General features: G+C 31.1%; 14 protein-coding genes. 11 read left to right on the top strand and 3 right to left on the bottom strand.

Annotation, left to right across the window (positions count from 1 at the left end):
• Positions 1–34 precede the first annotated feature (34 nt).
• Genes BR66_RS0111660 through BR66_RS0111645 form a run of 4 tightly spaced genes read left to right on the top strand, consistent with a single transcriptional unit; the run spans position 35 to position 3040 of the window.
• Positions 35–697 (top strand): amino acid ABC transporter permease, encoded by a 663-nt coding sequence (locus BR66_RS0111660; protein ID WP_026883099.1) that lies wholly within the window; start codon positions 35–37, stop codon positions 695–697.
• On the top strand, positions 678–1358 hold the full coding sequence (locus tag BR66_RS0111655) for an amino acid ABC transporter permease (protein WP_026883098.1): 681 nt from the start codon (positions 678–680) through the stop codon (positions 1356–1358). Before BR66_RS0111660 ends, BR66_RS0111655 begins: the two co-directional genes overlap by 20 nt.
• A gap of 26 nt (positions 1359–1384) precedes the next feature.
• On the top strand, positions 1385–2137 hold the full coding sequence (locus BR66_RS0111650; protein ID WP_026883097.1) for an amino acid ABC transporter ATP-binding protein: 753 nt from the start codon (positions 1385–1387) through the stop codon (positions 2135–2137).
• Between the two features lie 51 nt (positions 2138–2188).
• Entirely contained in the window at positions 2189–3040 is an 852-nt protein-coding gene (locus BR66_RS0111645) for a transporter substrate-binding domain-containing protein (RefSeq protein ID WP_026883096.1), read from the top strand.
• A gap of 112 nt (positions 3041–3152) precedes the next feature.
• Here BR66_RS0111645 and mltG read toward each other — a convergent pair whose 3' ends face one another.
• A complete protein-coding gene (mltG, locus tag BR66_RS0111640) occupies positions 3153–3935 on the bottom strand; it encodes an endolytic transglycosylase MltG (RefSeq protein ID WP_242841153.1) in 783 nt (260 codons plus the stop codon).
• 314 nt (positions 3936–4249) lie between these two features.
• Here mltG and BR66_RS0111635 point away from each other — a divergent pair, with 314 nt between their 5' ends.
• Positions 4250–4711 (top strand): GtrA family protein, encoded by a 462-nt coding sequence (locus tag BR66_RS0111635; RefSeq protein WP_026883094.1) that lies wholly within the window; start codon positions 4250–4252, stop codon positions 4709–4711.
• A 176-nt stretch (positions 4712–4887) separates the two neighbouring features.
• Positions 4888–6930: an ArnT family glycosyltransferase gene (locus BR66_RS0111630; RefSeq protein WP_026883093.1), complete on the top strand. Its 2043-nt coding sequence runs from the start codon at positions 4888–4890 to the stop codon at positions 6928–6930.
• A 20-nt stretch (positions 6931–6950) separates the two neighbouring features.
• Here the strand turns inward: BR66_RS0111630 and BR66_RS0111625 are convergent, their stop codons facing one another.
• Together BR66_RS0111625 and BR66_RS23710 are read right to left on the bottom strand one after the other, a co-directional pair.
• Complete coding sequence (locus BR66_RS0111625) at positions 6951–8021, bottom strand: glycoside hydrolase family 130 protein (protein WP_026883092.1); 1071 nt, start codon at positions 8019–8021, stop codon at positions 6951–6953.
• Positions 8021–8962, bottom strand: coding sequence for a DUF1861 family protein (locus BR66_RS23710; protein ID WP_035796102.1), 942 nt, complete (start codon positions 8960–8962; stop codon positions 8021–8023). Before BR66_RS23710 ends, BR66_RS0111625 begins: the two co-directional genes overlap by 1 nt.
• 312 nt (positions 8963–9274) lie before the next feature.
• Between BR66_RS23710 and BR66_RS0111615 the strand changes: the two genes are divergently transcribed.
• The 5 genes from BR66_RS0111615 to tkt all read left to right on the top strand — a co-directional run bounded on the left by BR66_RS0111615 (position 9275) and on the right by tkt (position 15808).
• Positions 9275–11401 (top strand): BglG family transcription antiterminator, encoded by a 2127-nt coding sequence (locus BR66_RS0111615; protein ID WP_026883091.1) that lies wholly within the window; start codon positions 9275–9277, stop codon positions 11399–11401.
• Positions 11402–11403: 2 nt separating this feature from the next.
• Positions 11404–11682: a PTS sugar transporter subunit IIB gene (locus BR66_RS0111610; protein ID WP_026883090.1), complete on the top strand. Its 279-nt coding sequence runs from the start codon at positions 11404–11406 to the stop codon at positions 11680–11682.
• Between the two features lie 54 nt (positions 11683–11736).
• Positions 11737–13086, top strand: coding sequence for a PTS ascorbate transporter subunit IIC (locus tag BR66_RS0111605; protein ID WP_026883089.1), 1350 nt, complete (start codon positions 11737–11739; stop codon positions 13084–13086).
• A 71-nt stretch (positions 13087–13157) separates the two neighbouring features.
• Positions 13158–13802, top strand: a complete 645-nt coding sequence (fsa, locus tag BR66_RS0111600; protein ID WP_026883088.1) for a fructose-6-phosphate aldolase — start codon at positions 13158–13160, stop codon at positions 13800–13802.
• 23 nt (positions 13803–13825) lie between these two features.
• A complete protein-coding gene (tkt, locus tag BR66_RS0111595; RefSeq protein WP_026883087.1) occupies positions 13826–15808 on the top strand; it encodes a transketolase in 1983 nt (660 codons plus the stop codon).
• Positions 15809–15925 lie beyond the last annotated feature (117 nt).

Genomic DNA, 15925 nt, shown 5'->3' with positions numbered 1-15925 from the left:
AGGAATACTTTGAATATGCTATTTAGGAGGTTATATGGAGATAAACAATACTTTTGATCTAGTTGGTATATTTGCAAAAGCCTCATTGATAACAATAGAGGTGGCATTTATATCTATTATAATAGCTTTTATTATAGGACTTACATGTAGCACTGCCTTATTTTATAAAATACCTGTTGTAAAAACCATTATCTATATTTATGTTGAATTTTTTAGGAATACACCTTCATTAATACAAGCTTACTTTATTTTTTACGGATTACCTAAAATATTTGTGCAGTTAGATAGTTTTGCTTGTTCAGTAATAGTACTTTCTCTCTTAGGAGGAGCATACATGTGTGAAGCTATTTATTCTGGTATGAAAGCAATTTCAAAAAATGAAAAAGAACTGGCAATGGCAATAGGGTTATCAAGATTTGATACAATAAGATATCTTATTTTTCCTCAATCCATCTCCATTTCAATCGCCGCTATAAACAACAATTCTATATTTTTAACTAAAGAAGTTTCTACTATGAAAATAATTTTGCTACCAGAAATAGTTTATCAAGCTTTTGACATTATAAGTTTACGTGCAGACCTTATTGTTCCTGTTATTATACTGATGACTATTTCCTATTTAGTTATTTTAATACCAATGACACATGTATTTTCTATGTTAGAAAGGAAGGTGCGCTTTGCAGAATTCGGGCATTGATTACATAATAAAAGCCTTTCCGATGCTAATGGATGGTTATGCAATAACTATAAAAATATCCATTATTGCGTTGATATTATCTATCTTTTTAGGATTTATAATTGGTGTAATGATGACTTCTAAAAATAAATTAATAAATGTTCCATTAAAAATATTATTAGAAGCATTTAGATTAATCCATCCCCTAATTTGGTTGTTTGTATTCTTTTTCGGAGTGTCTTATATATTTAATATACAAACTGATAATATAGTTATATCAATTGTAGTTTTCACATTATGGGGTACATTTGAAATAGCTGATTTAGTAAGAAGTTATTTGCAGAGTTTACCAAAAAGTCAGTATGAATCAAGTGCAGCTTTAGGACTTACAAAAATACAAATGTACATATATGTACTTTTGCCGCAAATAATAATAAGGATTACACCATCTATAGTTAATTTGGCAACTCGTCTTATAAAAACTACTACCTTGGTTTTTTTAATAGGTGTGCCAGAAGTATTAAAAGTATCGCAAAATATTATACAGGTTGTATATAACAGCAACCCTAATAGTTATATATCTTTAACTATGTACCTTTTCCTTCTAGTTATATATTTTATTACTTGTTATCCTTTATCATTACTTTCAAAATATTTAGAGAAAAAAGTTTCAGTATTATAAAAAATATTCACACCAGGGGGGAAGATATGCTGCTAAGTGTAAAAAATCTAAAAAAATCATTTAAAGAGAATCTTGTACTTGATGACATTAGCTATGATGTAGAAAAAGGCGAAGTAATTGCTATATTAGGTCGTTCTGGTTGTGGAAAATCAACACTTTTAAGATGTATTAACGGATTAGAACAAATTCAAGGTGGAGAAATTTATTTAAATGAAACCTTAATTACAAAACCTAATGCTAAATATAAGCATTGGAGTGAGGTAAGAAAAAAAATAGGAATGGTATTTCAAAGCTACGATTTGTTTCCACATATGAATGTTTTAAATAATATCATTTTAGGTCCTATGAAAGTAGAAAAAAAAAGCAAAGAGGATGCCACAAAAGAGGCTTTAAAACTTTTAGAAAGAGTAAGTCTATTAGAAAAGAAATTAGCTTATCCCCGGGAACTATCTGGTGGACAAAAACAAAGAGTAGCTATTTGTAGAGCTCTTTCCATGAATCCCGAAATAATCTTGTTTGATGAAGTTACTGCTGCATTAGATCCGGAAATGGTAAGAGAAGTTCTAGACGTAATTAAAGGAGTAAAAGAAGAAGGGCTTACTATGATTGTGGTTACACATGAAATGGCATTTGCAGAAAAAGTAGCTGATAAAATAATATTTATGGAAAAAGGAAAAATTCTAGAAATAAATACGCCAGATAAATTTTTCCATTCGCCAAGAACTATAGAAGCAAGAAGATTTCTAAATTTAGATGATACTGATGCTTATGTACTATAATAAAATGTTTTAAATATTTTTATATAAATTTATAATAGGGGAGACTAAAAAATGAAAAAATTTATTATGGCAATTTCACTTATAATGCTGGTAGGATTTACAGGATGTTCTTCAAATACAAGCAAAACAACAAATGATGCACCTAGTTCATTATCGGCAATTAAGAAAGCAGGTACAATAAAAATAGGTATTTTTTCAGACGATGCACCTTTTTGCTATCAAGATGCTGATGGAAGTTTTAAAGGCTATGATGTAGACCTTGGTAAAAGAATTGCAAAAGAATTGCTTGGCAGTGAAAGTAAAATCACATGGGTATCTATGACCCCAGCTAACAGAGTACCATATTTGCAAACAGGCAAAGTAGACTTAATGCTTGCAGATTTTACAGTTACAGATGAAAGAGCTAAAAATGTAGATTTTACATTACCTTATGAAAAAGTTTCTCTAGGCGTGGTTTCAAGTGAAAAAGCACCTATAAATTCTGTGGATGATTTAAAGGGTAAAACATTAGCTGTTAATACAGGAACTACGGGGGATACATATTTCTCCAAAAATGCACCAGATGTAAAATTGGTAAAAATAGATGCTATTACAGATGGTTATCAAGCTTTAATTTCTGGTAGAACCGCTGCCTTTGCACAAGATAATACATTACTACTTTCATGGGCAAAAAAGAATCCTGGTTATGTAGTTGGTATAAAAGAATTAGGTAGCAAAGATTATATAGCTGGTGCTGTTAAAAAGGGTAATAAAGAATTATTAAGCTATGTAAATGGATTAATTAAAGGTAAATTAAATGATGAACAATTCTTCCATAAAGATTTTAATGATACATTAAAGTCAAGTTTCCCAGCAAATGTTACCGCTGATCAAATTGTAATTGAAGGCGGAAAAACAAAATAATACAAACCTTGTTTTTAGATGCTATAGAAAAAATTGCATAAATCACATTAAAGTACTTTTTATCATAAAAATTTGGAAATTTAATACCAAATTATTATGATAAGAAGTTTTTTTATTTAATATATAAAGCTACATTTCCAATCTGTTCAGTATATGTTTTAGAAAATACGTGCTGGTTAGTCTTGCTATTCAGCACATAATAAAGATAATCAGTTTTTGCAGGATAGATGGCAGCATTTATTGACTTAGTTCCTGGATTGCATATTGGTGATGGTGGCAATCCTTTATTTATATAGGTGTTATATGGGGATTTTATTGTTAAGTCTTTATTATAAAGTTTAGCCTTATGGCCAATTACATAAAGGATAGTTGCATCTATTTGTAATGGCATTTTTTTAGCTAGTCTATTATAAATAACACTTGCTATCTTTGGTCTATCCACATCCTTTGAGGCTTCTTTCTCTATCAAAGAAGCTGTGACTACAATACTTCTTATATTTAGGTTATTCTTAATTATATAATTTTTATCGGGTTGTATATTTGAGTCAAAAGCTTTGAGCATTTCATTTATAATCATTTTACTAGATTCATTTTTTGAAAAAGAATAGGTAGCAGGATATAAGAAACCATCCAATTTGTGTGTGTCATTGGGCACACCATTTAGAAACCAGTAATTATTGTTTGTCCAGCTAGTAACTTCTTTCATAAAATCTTTTTCTGTAACTAATCCTGATTTTTGTAAAGCTTGACCAATTTGTTCACTAGTATATCCCTCAGGTATTGTAATCTTAACGGTAGCACTATTATTTATTGATGAAGGATTCAATTGGTGAAACATTCCAAATAATATTAAAGCTATAACAATAATTATAAATATGATTTTTTTTAATTTCATAATAATAAGGTTCATATTTATACTAACTTATTAGTTTCATAAGAACCAATTTCAACTCCTTTTTATTGCTAAATGTATTTAATGTATATTTAATGTTATATTAATGTTATTAGATTAAAATAACATTAAAGTTTTTATGAATGGATTACTTTGCTTAAAAATATAAGAATAGATTGCTTATTTTATTTATGCAATATAAAGTACTGTAACTTTCAGTATAAATAACATAATAATAACATAATTATTTCATAACTATTTAACATTTGTTTGATATTATATAAATATAGCAATTTAGAAGGAAAGGGATGAAATATATGACTATGATTAAGAATGTGTATAATACATTTTTAAATAATCCAAAACATAAACGTATTATAAGGTTTGGATGTGTTGGATGCTTAAATACTATGTTTGACTTTGGAATATTCTCTTTGCTAAATAGTTTACTCGGAATTAATTATATTATAAGTCAGATAGTATCCTATTCCAGCGGTACTTTAAATAGTTTCCTTTTTAATAAATTTTGGACTTTTGATGATGCGAAAACTGGTAAAAAAACAACAATGGAAATGGTTCAATTTATTGTTGTGAATTCATTGTCACTTGGAGTCAGTTTAATAGGTTTACGAATATTCATGAAAGATAATGCTATGAATGCTTTTTTTGCGAAAATTATCTCAATGGTATTAGCCCAAGTAGTTAATTTTGTAGGATACAGATTTTGGGTCTTTGGTGGAGTTGTAAAATCAGTAGAGGGTAAGAAAAACATAGCTTGAAACTCACAAAACATGACAAAATGTATAAAAAATACAAGAATAAGACAAAATGATAGGTAAACTTAATAAATGATTTGTTTAGCGAAAAATTCAAACACCTAGGTGTTTTTATATTATAGTTATATATCCAAGTTTATTCCATGAAAATCATGGATAGTTACCATGGAGGTTGTAAATTGAAAGAAAAAATAAGGTTTACAAGAGAGAAACTTTTACTAACACTAATTTTAATTTTATCTGCCATATTAAATTTTGCTAATATAGGTATAGAAGGCTATGCAAATACCTTTTATGCTGCTGGTGTAAAAAGCATGATGATGAACTTTAAAAATTTCTTTTTTGCATCATTTGACCCAACGGGATTTGTAACTATTGATAAACCACCGTTGGGTTTTTGGATACAAACTATATTTGCAAAAATATTTGGATTTAATGGATGGAGCCTAATACTTCCACAGGCTCTGGCAGGAGTATTATCGGTTTGGATACTATATTATCTTGTGAAAAGGTCTTTTGGGGGTTATGCAGGACTAATTGCGGCACTATGTCTTGCGGTAACACCTATATTTGTAGCAGCAAGCAGAAATAATACAATTGATAATTTACTGGTGTTATCCTTATTACTCGCTTGTTGGTCACTTTTTATTGCAGCAGAAAAAGGGAAATTCAAATACCTGGTATTAAGCCTCGTAATTGTAGGTATAGGGTTTAATATTAAAATGGTAGAAGCATATATGGTAGCACCTGCTATATATATTACATACCTCATGTCATCAGCTCTGCCTTTGAAAAAAAGGATAAAACATCTTATTTTAGGAACAATTGTTCTTCTCGTTGTATCACTATCCTGGGCTTTAATTGCTGATGCTGTACCATCAGAAGATAGACCGTTTATAGGAAGTAGTACGAACAATACAGTGATAGAACTCATAATAGGTCACAATGGACTGGATAGAATTGGCCTAGGTTCAAAAAATAATGGTAGAGATCAAGGCAAGCAAGGAAAACTTAAAAACTCAGGGAATAGAACTAATTCCCAAAAACCACAGATGGGTACAGTCAATAAGGGAGTTACTAACGGAAAGCTAGTGCAATATGGCACTGCAGGTCAGAGTTCAAATGCTAGTATACTGAGATTATTCTCTAAAAATAATATGTCAGATCAAATATCTTGGCTTCTTCCACTTGCTCTAATAGGATTCATTGTAGCAGCAATGGAGGAAAAATTCAGATTACCCTTTGATAATAAAAGAAAAGTATCTTTATTACTATGGTTCATGTGGCTATTACCTGAATTTATATATTTTAGTTTTTCCAAAAGTATAACTCATACATACTATTTAACTACAATGGCACCATCTATTGCAGCTTTGGTTGGAATAGGATTAACGGCTATGTGGAAGGTCTTTAAAGAAAATGGGTGGAAAAAATGGATTCTAATAGCTGCATTTATTGTAAATGGGATGGCTCAGATCCTTATTTTATCCTATAACTATAGCGCCTCAAATGGATATAAGATTCTAATTTTAATAATAGGAATTCTAGTCATTTTGTTTTCAATAATATTAGGTATAGCTAATATTAATAGAAGTGTAGAAAATCATGGGGATACAAAATTAAATAAAATATTAATTAGTATTGTAGCGGTAGGGCTTTTAGTAGCTCCAACGGTTTGGTCATTTACACCTATTTTCCACAAAATGAATGGAGGTAGTCCTTCTGCTGGATTAGAACTTTTCTCAAAAAAACAGCAAGTGTCAGGAGCTACAACTGTAACTAATAGTTCGAAACTTATAAAATTTTTAAAAGCTAACAGGAAAGATGAAAAATATCTTGTTGAAGTTCCTTCAGCCACCACTTATGGCTCCGATTTAATACTTAAAACTGGTGAACCTGTATTGACACTTGGAGGGTTTAGCGGATCAGATCCAATCCTTACATTAGATCAGTTCAAGCAGTTAGTTAACAAGGGTGAAATAAGATACGCCATGGCAAGCGTAAGTAATAGTAAGGGAATGATGGGTTCTGGAGCAAGGGTAGGAGGTAATGCAAACAGTGCTATTATGAACTGGATTAAAGCAAATGGTAAGTTAGTCCCATATAGTAAATGGAATGCTTCTAAAGCTCCCCAAAAACATAGTTCAAATAAAAAGAGTTCAAATAAAGCATTTTCAGGTGGGGAAAATTCTACTGAATTATATGATTTAAAAGCTCAATAGAGATAAAACCTAAGAAGATATCACTTCTTAGGTTTTAAATATTCCATTGAATCTAAAACGTCTTTAAGTTTAAATTGTGCATATGCCATGGAATCATCAGATACTCCATAATACATGTGAATAACACCATGGTTAACAATTGTACCACAAGAAAAAACAACGTTACCAAAAAATCCTTTTGTTTCATATTCCATAATAGGTTCCAAAATAGGTTCACTGCTTCTTGCGAGGATTTTAGACGGATCGTTTATATCCAAAAGTAAGGCACCCATGCAATATCTATCATTGTCATCCACACCATGGTAAAATTCAAGCCATCCTAAATCAGTTTTTAAAGGAGGCGAACCTGCACCTATTTTTTTACAATCCCATTTTCCATCTCTTGTTTCAATAAGGACCTTATGATTGCCCCAATGCAGAAGATTTGTAGACTCAGAAATCCATATCACAGCATTGCCTATACTTGGGGAAATTGGTCTGTTTAATGCATAATAATTCTCGTTTATTTTTTCTGGAAAAAGGGCAACATCTTTATTTTCCGTTGCAAATATCGCACCTAAATTATTGAATGTTTTAAAATCATCAGTGCTGGAAAGCATAACAACAATTCCAAATTTTGAAACAGCACTGTAAGTAATATAGTAAGAATCATCTATCTTCGTAACTCTTGGATCCTCAATTCCAAAGGATTCATACTTGTTAGCTGGAAATATAAATGGTTTTTCATCAACTTTAAAGTGCTCCCCGTCCGTACTTCTTGCAAGTCTGAAATGAGATATAGAAGTCAAATATTCAAAAGCGGCAACATTTCCTTTTTTATGTATAGCTCTTGAATCACCAAAATCATAATTTTCGTCATTTTTATTAAAAGTTTTTACCTTTAAATTAAGGTTATCATCTAAAAATGGAACCTTGATACTTTTATCATCGCTGTTAATAGGACGTTCAGCTACTCTAAGAATCAGAATGGTTTCACCATTGAATACAGTTACGCCTGCATTAAAGGCACCTATAACCTGAAAATCTTTTCTTGAGGCTAGGACAGTTCCAGGAGTTATTATTGGGTTATCACAATATCTGTTAATATTCATTATAAACTTCCTTTCATACAATTTTTAGTAAAATCAATAAATGGATTGTTTATTTCAATAATTTGTGATTCTGCATCACTTACACCCGTATAAAGAAAAGCTTTTTCGTCATTAAGTATCATACCACCACTAAATATAACGTCATTAAGGTCAGGTCTTTTGCTTTCTCCTGGTAAGAAGTCACTCCTTTCTGCCAATATTTTAACATCTGAATATTTAGACGTTTCAGTGTCAAAAATAAATGACATGGAATAATAGTGACGGTTGTTATTTTCATCTGAGCAGGCTATGTGACCGAGAACACCAACATAATTATCAAATAGAGGATATATTGCATTAGCGCCTCCCCACTCAGAGTCTTCAAATAAGTCGTTAAGAAGAGATGCATTATTTATGATTCCAATACTTAAATGATCAATGGTATCAACCTTTGTAAAACCAATTTTACCTTTTCCACCTTTAATACCTTGAGGTCTTGAAAAAATACCAATTTCACCACTGTTTAGCTCTACTATCCTTAAATCTTTCATGTCATCAGGTCCTATAAAAAACAATTTTAGATTAAAGATATCTTTACCTTTATACATAACGGTTCTCCAAGATTCTATTTTACCATTGATATTATTTGGGAAAATCTGCACACCGCCAATAATAAGGTCACCTTTAATTTTTGTAAAGAAAGGGTCTTGGAGATTAAAAACAGGAGAATTTACTACATGGCACCAATTATTATCATGTCTTTGAAAAAACATTACCTTAGAAAGTTCGCTGTTTCTGTCTTCAACTCTACCTGCTAGAGTTTCAATATCATTATCAAAAAATGGAGCAGTTATATTATATATATCTTTAATGGATACGCCTTTGAATGCAAGTTTTTTAGGGATTTTTTCATAATTATTTTCCCTATAATTTTTAAGAAGTTCTTTACAAGATAAAGCCATTACAATTACACCTCATAATTTTAATTTTATTCATGGTTCATTGTCCCATTAACTATAGTTTAAGTCAACCAAATAATGTAATTATTTTTAAAAATAATTATATTTAATATTGCTAAAAATAATAAGTGAAATAATGTAATCCTTAGCAATAACAAATTTATATCTATATATTATTATAAATGTAGAGAAACGCTTTTTTATTGCCACATTACAATGAAAGATTATAATCTTGTGTAAACTCATGAATATATTATAATGAGATTGTAACCAAAAGAAATATATTAATATTAAAGGGAGAATGATGGTACAACTATGCTGAATAAACGTTGTTCAAAGTTATTATATGAAATTATGAATGCCGACGGGTATATAAGTATTTTACAGTTATCCAAAGTCTTTGGGGTGAGTAATAGAACCATTAGGTACGACCTTGATAGGATAGATGATTTCTTAGAAAGTAGTAATTTGCCACAATTAATAAGAAAACCAAATGAAGGAATAGCTTATGAATGTAGTGAAGTAGAAAAAAGCAAAGTTTTAGATTTGCTTGGTGAAATCGATTTAAATCAATATGTATTATCACAGGATGAAAGAATCACTATGATTCTTACTGAATTACTGGAAAGTAGAAATTATATAACAATGGAAAGGCTCGCAGAAATCATACTTGTAAGCAGAAGTACAATTATAAAAGATATGGAAAAGGTAAAGCAATGGCTTATAAATAGAAATTTGGAACTTAAAGCATGTAAAAATCATGGAGTAAGAATTATTGGAGAAGAAAAATATCTAAGGAAAGCAGCACTTGTTTTACTTACAGACAATGTAGACGTTTATAAGGCACTTAGTCTGATTAAGGCTTCTAAAATTTCAAAATCAGAATATGGGCTAGATAAGTATAAAAAACAGTTTTTTAAAGATATTGATCTTTCTTATATTGAAAATTGTTTGCATATTGCAGAAAAACAATTGGAAACAAAATTCACAGATGAGGCGTATTCAGGATTAGTTATACACATAGCTATTGCTATAAAAAGGATAAAAGAAAATAAAGATATTGTAATGGAAGAAAATGAACTGAAAGCTCTTGAAATCACAAATGAGTTTGTTGTTGCATCAAGTATCGCAAAAATACTTGAAAATAGGTTCCAAGTTGTTATACCAATTGATGAAATAGGATATATGGCAATTCATTTATTAGGAAGTAATGTTTCAATATCAAATAATAATGACGTGGATTGGGGGAGTATTGAATTTATTACTAATAATTTTATCAATAATGTTGGTTCAATTCTTGGCGTTGATTTATTTGATGATAAGCAATTATTTGATGGTTTAATCCAGCACATAAGGCCTACAATATATAGGCTAAAACATGATCTTACATTAAAAAATCCTTTGTTAAGGGAAATAAAAGAATCATATGAAAAAGTATTTTGTGCCATTAAAGGATCAAATTTTGGCATAGAAGAATATGCTGGCAATAAATTAAGTGATGAGGAAATAGGATATCTAACTTTACATTTTGCCGCAGCAATAGAGAGAAAGAAGGGTACTAATAAGAAAATTGTAAACGTTATAGTAGTATGTGCTACAGGAATAGGAACATCAAAACTTGTATCATCAAAAATACAATCCCTTTTTAATATAAATATAATTGATACTATAGCATACCACCACGTAGATGATGTGCTTAAAAATGGGAATGTTGATTTAATCATTACAACGGTACCAATTAAATCAGATACTAACAATATTCCGTGTATTGAGGTAAATCCTTTTTTAACAGAAAAAAATATAAATGATATTAGTACAGCCTTAAGAAAATACAATGGGGGATATGCAAGTAAACGTAATGTTTCATTAGAAAAAATAATTCAAATAATAGGTCATAGTTGCACAATTTTAAATAGTGAAACATTATCACAGGAATTAGCAAGCTATCTTTCAATAGCTAATGACATTAAGAAGGGAGTGTTTGAACCAATGCTAGATGATTTATTGACAAATAAGTTTATAAGATTAAATGTAGATGCAGAAAATTGGGAACAAGCAGTAAGAGTTGGAGGAGAGATTTTAAAAAATAATGATGTAATAGAACAAAAGTATATTGAAGGGATGATTAATAGCGTTAAAACTTTAGGGCCATATATTGTAATTGCTCCGGGAATCGCAATGCCTCATGCAAGACCAGATGAAAGCGTTAAAAAAATAGGTATGAGTCTTATAACTTTGAATAAACCAATTAACTTTGGTAACAAAGATAATGATCCAGTTACTATAGTAGTATGTTTATGTGCAGTAGATCATTCAAGTCATTTGAAGGCATTATCTGAGTTAGTTACATTTTTGGGAGATGAAAAGTTTATAACTATTGTTTCAAATGCAAAGGATTCTAGTGAAATAATAAATTATATTAAAAACAAAGGGGATATGTAAAAATGAATATTGTAACGGTTTGTGGGATGGGAATGGGAACAAGCTTAATACTTAAAATGAATATGGATGATATATTGAAGAAAAATGGAATAAAGGGCGAGGTTGAAGCATGTGATTTAGGATCTTTGGTTGGAAAAGTTGCAGATTTAGTTGTAACAACTTATGAACTAAAATCTCAAATTGAAGATAAAGGATACAATACTGTTTATGTCAAAAATGTTATTGACAAAAAGGCCATAGAGGAAAAAGTTATGGAAGCAATTAATAATTTAAATAAATAACAGGGTTTATCAAATTTAAAGTATACATTTAACAAAAAACGAGGGGGAAAAAAGATGAATTTTATTATTAGTTTTTTCAATGAACCTGCAATTATTGTAGGGATTATGGCACTAATAGGTCTAATTGCACTAAAAAAGCCAGTATCTAAGATAGTTACTGGAACATTTAAAACTATTATTGGTTTTATAATATTCCAAATTGGGTCAAGTGCAATTGCAGATGCTCTTGGAATATTAGGACCAGCGTTTGAAAGCGCATTTCATATGCAAGGAGTTGTCCCAACTAATGAGGCGGTTATTGCATTAGTCCAGAAAAATTTTGGAATGCAAATGGCTTTAATCATGGCATTGGGATTTGTTGTTAACCTTGTAATAGCTAGATTCACATCGTTAAAGTATGTATTTTTGACAGGACATCATATGTTATTTATGGCAGGATTATTAGCAGCTATATTAACAGTGATAGGTTTTAGCGGTCCTGAGCTTATAGTAGTAGGAGCTTTACTTTTAGGAGCCACTATGGTTATAACACCGGCACTTGTTCAGCCTTATTACAGAAAGGTAACAGGAAGTGATTCTGTTGCAATGGGTCATTTTAATGCCCTAACTTATGTTATAGCAGCTGAAGTATCCAAACGAACAGGTAACAAGAAACACTCAACTGAAGATATAAATGTTCCAGAAGGTTTAAGCTTTTTTAAAGACAATGTAATATCTACAGCTATAGTTATGTTGATATTATTTATTGTGACATTACAACTTGCTGAACCTAAAGTTGTAATAAAGCTAGCTGCAGGAGAAAATCTTATAGTATTTTCAATTATGGAAGCATTAAAATTCACCGCAGGATTTGTAATTGTGTTGCAAGGTGTTAGAATGATGCTTGCTGAAATAGTTCCAGCATTTAAGGGAATTTCGGAGCATATAGTTCCAAATGCAATCCCAGCACTTGATTGTCCTGTAATATTCCCATTTGCACCAAACGCTGTAATAATAGGCTTTTTATCATCATTAGCAGGAGCTATAGCAATGTTCGCTATACTACCATTTACTGGACTTGCAGTTATGATTCCCGGATTAATTCCAGCCTTCTTCGTTGGAGCGGCAGCAGGTGTTCTGGCTAATGCCCAGGGTGGATTAAGAGGAACAATAATAGGATGTTTTGTAAATGGGGCGATTTTAAATCTTTTACCGGCGTTTTTACTCCCACTACTTGGAAGTTTAGGATATGCAAATTCAACATTTGGAGATTCTGATTTTGTATTTGACGGGATAGTAGTTGGACACATTGGAAAAGCATTTTCTAAGGGCGGTATTTATGGTCTATTAATTGTAATAACACTAGTGTTCATTGGGCTCACTATAAAATCAAAAGGTAAAAATTCAAAAGAATCCAACGCATAAATTAAATATAAATGGCCAAGTTTTCTTGGTCATTTATATTTTTAAAAAGAATAATCAAAGGAGCGGTTGTTATGAAAATATTTATTGATACAGCAAATGTAGAGGAAATAAAAAAAGCAGCAGAACTAGGAGTTATCGATGGTGTTACTACCAATCCATCACTTATAGCTAGAGAGGGAAGAAACGTTAAAGAAGTAATAAATGAAATATGTGCCATAGTGGACGGACCAATAAGCGGAGAAGTTATAAGCACTGATTCACAGGGGATGATTAAAGAGGGAACAGAGCTTTCAAAAATAAATAAAAATATAATAGTTAAAATACCAATGTGCTTAGAGGGATTAAAAGCTGTATCACAACTTCATAAAAGTGGTATAAAAACTAATGTAACTTTAATCTTTTCTGCGCAACAAGCACTACTTGCGGCTAAAGCAGGGGCAAGTTATGTCAGTCCTTTTGTAGGAAGACTGGATGATGTAGGTAATGGTGGAATAGAAGTTGTAGCTGATATAGCCGAAATATTTAAAATATATGGCATTAAAACAGAAATAATTGCAGCAAGTATAAGAAATCCTATGCAGGTACTACAGGTAGCAAAAGTAGGTTCAGATATAGCTACAATACCGTATAAATTAATAATACAAATGACTAAACATCCATTGACAGATAGTGGCATGGAGAAATTCATGGATGATTATAATAATTCTATAAAATAAATGGTTTAGGTGGGATTTAAAAAATGAATATAGATGAATTAGCGATAAATACCATTAGAATGCTGTCTATAGAAGGTGTAGAAATAGCAAACTCTGGACATCCTGGTACTCCAATGGGAGCAGCTCCTGCTGCTTTTGAATTGTGGGCAAATAATCTAAAACATAATCCAAAAAACCCTAATTGGATAGACCGAGACAGATTCATTTTGTCCTCAGGTCATGCGTCAATGCTTTTATATGCACTGCTAAATGTTTTTGGTTATGACTTATCCATAGAAGATATAAAAAATTATAGACAGTGGGGAAGTAAAACTCCAGGACATCCTGAGCACGAAGTTACTACAGGAGTTGAGGTAAGTACAGGTCCACTAGGACAAGGTGTTGCAAATGGGGTTGGAATGGCAATAGCAGAAGCTTATCTTTCAGAAAAATTTAATAGACCCCAATATAATATAGTAGATCATTATACTTATGTTTTAGCAGGGGATGGGTGCATGATGGAAGGAATCTCCAGCGAAGCAGCATCTCTAGCTGGGACACTAGGACTCGAAAAACTTATACTTCTTTATGATTCAAATAATATATCAATAGAAGGAAGTACAGATATAGCTTTTAGAGAAAATGTTACAGCTAGATTTAAAGCTTATGGATGGCAAACCATTGAAGTTGAAGATGGTAATGATATTGAAGAAATTAATAGTGCTATTCATAAAGCAAAACTTGAAAAGAGTAAACCAAGCCTCATAAAAATTAATACTATTATAGGTTATGGGGCACCAAAGGCTGGAACTTCAGCAGTCCACGGAGAACCCTTAGGTAAAGAAGGAATAAAAAGCACAAAAAAGAATTTAGATTGGGATTACAAAGAAAAGTTTTATGTTCCTTCACAAGTAAAAGAACACATAAATGCTATTCAGGTAAGATTACAAGAAGAAGAAAATAATTGGAATGAGCTGAGAAAGGCTTATGACATGGATTATCCTGAACTTTCAAAGGAATTTAATATGTGGATGAGTGGTAAAATCTCAGAAAAGCCAATCAATATTGAAAGATTAAAGGAATTTGAAAAGCCCATAGCCACAAGAATGGCATCTTATATAACAATAAACAAACTGGCGAAACTAATACCCAATATTATAGGTGGTTCTGCAGATTTATCTCCATCAAATAAAACATATATGGAGGGAGAAGGAGATTTTTCTAAAGAAAATCACGGTGGGAAAAACTTTCATTTTGGAGTAAGAGAACATGCTATGGCGGCTATTGCTAATGGAATCAGTATTCACGGTGGACTTAAAATATTTGTATCTACGTTCTTTGTTTTTAGTGATTATATGAAAGGTGCAATGAGGATGTCAGCTATTATGGGATTACCGGTAATTTATGTTTTGACCCATGACAGTATAGGTGTTGGAGAAGATGGACCTACCCATGAACCTGTTGAACAGTTAGCTTCACTTAGGAGTATCCCCAATTTAATGGTTATAAGACCAGCTGATGCTAAGGAAACTGCAGAAGCTTGGATGTACGCACTTGCTAAAGATGATGGACCCACAGCATTAATTCTTTCAAGACAAACATTACCTTTATATAAGGAAACAGGAGATCAATTAAATAAAGGGGCATATATATTAAAAGACACAGATAAAAGCGAACCGGATCTACTTTTAATGGCATCAGGTTCCGAGGTTGAATTAATATATAAAGCAGCAAGTGAACTTGATAAAATTGGCATTAAGGCTAGAGTTATTAATGTTCCATGTTTTGAAATATTTGATGCACAGAGTGATGAGTATAAAGAAAGTGTAATGCCTAGCAACGTGAGAAAAAGAATTGCTGTTGAAGCGGGTAGTTCATTTGGATGGCATAAATACTCTGGAATTGATGGTAAAGTTATAAGTATAGATCATTTTGGTGCATCTGCACCAGGAAAAATTCTGTTTGAAAAATTTGGGTTTACAGTTGATAATATAGTGGAGAAATCAAAACTGTTATTGAAAAAATAGCAGGTGTTAAAGGGTATATGACAATATTAGTTTTCTTGCATTTATATTTTTATAAAACATATAATGTACTAATATAATGCATTGACTACATTTATTTATAATGGTTTACATATAAAT

It is taken from the genome of Clostridium akagii DSM 12554 (assembly GCF_000686725.1).
Taxonomy (GTDB): domain Bacteria; phylum Bacillota; class Clostridia; order Clostridiales; family Clostridiaceae; genus Clostridium_I; species Clostridium_I akagii.
The sequence above is the reverse complement of the archived record's forward strand: the minus strand, read 5'-3'. Positions and strand labels throughout refer to the sequence as shown.

What these genes read in the sequence shown, in the direction of transcription:
- BR66_RS0111625 (WP_026883092.1), bottom strand. Translation starts at nt 8,021, where the DNA reads ATGAATATTAACAGATATTGTGATAACCCAATAATAACTCCTGGAACT.
- BR66_RS0111610 (WP_026883090.1), top strand. Translation starts at nt 11,404, where the DNA reads ATGAATATTGTAACGGTTTGTGGGATGGGAATGGGAACAAGCTTAATA.
- fsa (WP_026883088.1), top strand. Translation starts at nt 13,158, where the DNA reads ATGAAAATATTTATTGATACAGCAAATGTAGAGGAAATAAAAAAAGCA.
- BR66_RS0111635 (WP_026883094.1), top strand. Translation starts at nt 4,250, where the DNA reads ATGACTATGATTAAGAATGTGTATAATACATTTTTAAATAATCCAAAA.
- BR66_RS0111645 (WP_026883096.1), top strand. Translation starts at nt 2,189, where the DNA reads ATGAAAAAATTTATTATGGCAATTTCACTTATAATGCTGGTAGGATTT.
- BR66_RS23710 (WP_035796102.1), bottom strand. Translation starts at nt 8,962, where the DNA reads ATGGCTTTATCTTGTAAAGAACTTCTTAAAAATTATAGGGAAAATAAT.
- BR66_RS0111615 (WP_026883091.1), top strand. Translation starts at nt 9,275, where the DNA reads ATGCTGAATAAACGTTGTTCAAAGTTATTATATGAAATTATGAATGCC.
- BR66_RS0111660 (WP_026883099.1), top strand. Translation starts at nt 35, where the DNA reads ATGGAGATAAACAATACTTTTGATCTAGTTGGTATATTTGCAAAAGCC.
- mltG (WP_242841153.1), bottom strand. Translation starts at nt 3,935, where the DNA reads ATGAAATTAAAAAAAATCATATTTATAATTATTGTTATAGCTTTAATA.
- tkt (WP_026883087.1), top strand. Translation starts at nt 13,826, where the DNA reads ATGAATATAGATGAATTAGCGATAAATACCATTAGAATGCTGTCTATA.
- BR66_RS0111650 (WP_026883097.1), top strand. Translation starts at nt 1,385, where the DNA reads ATGCTGCTAAGTGTAAAAAATCTAAAAAAATCATTTAAAGAGAATCTT.
- BR66_RS0111605 (WP_026883089.1), top strand. Translation starts at nt 11,737, where the DNA reads ATGAATTTTATTATTAGTTTTTTCAATGAACCTGCAATTATTGTAGGG.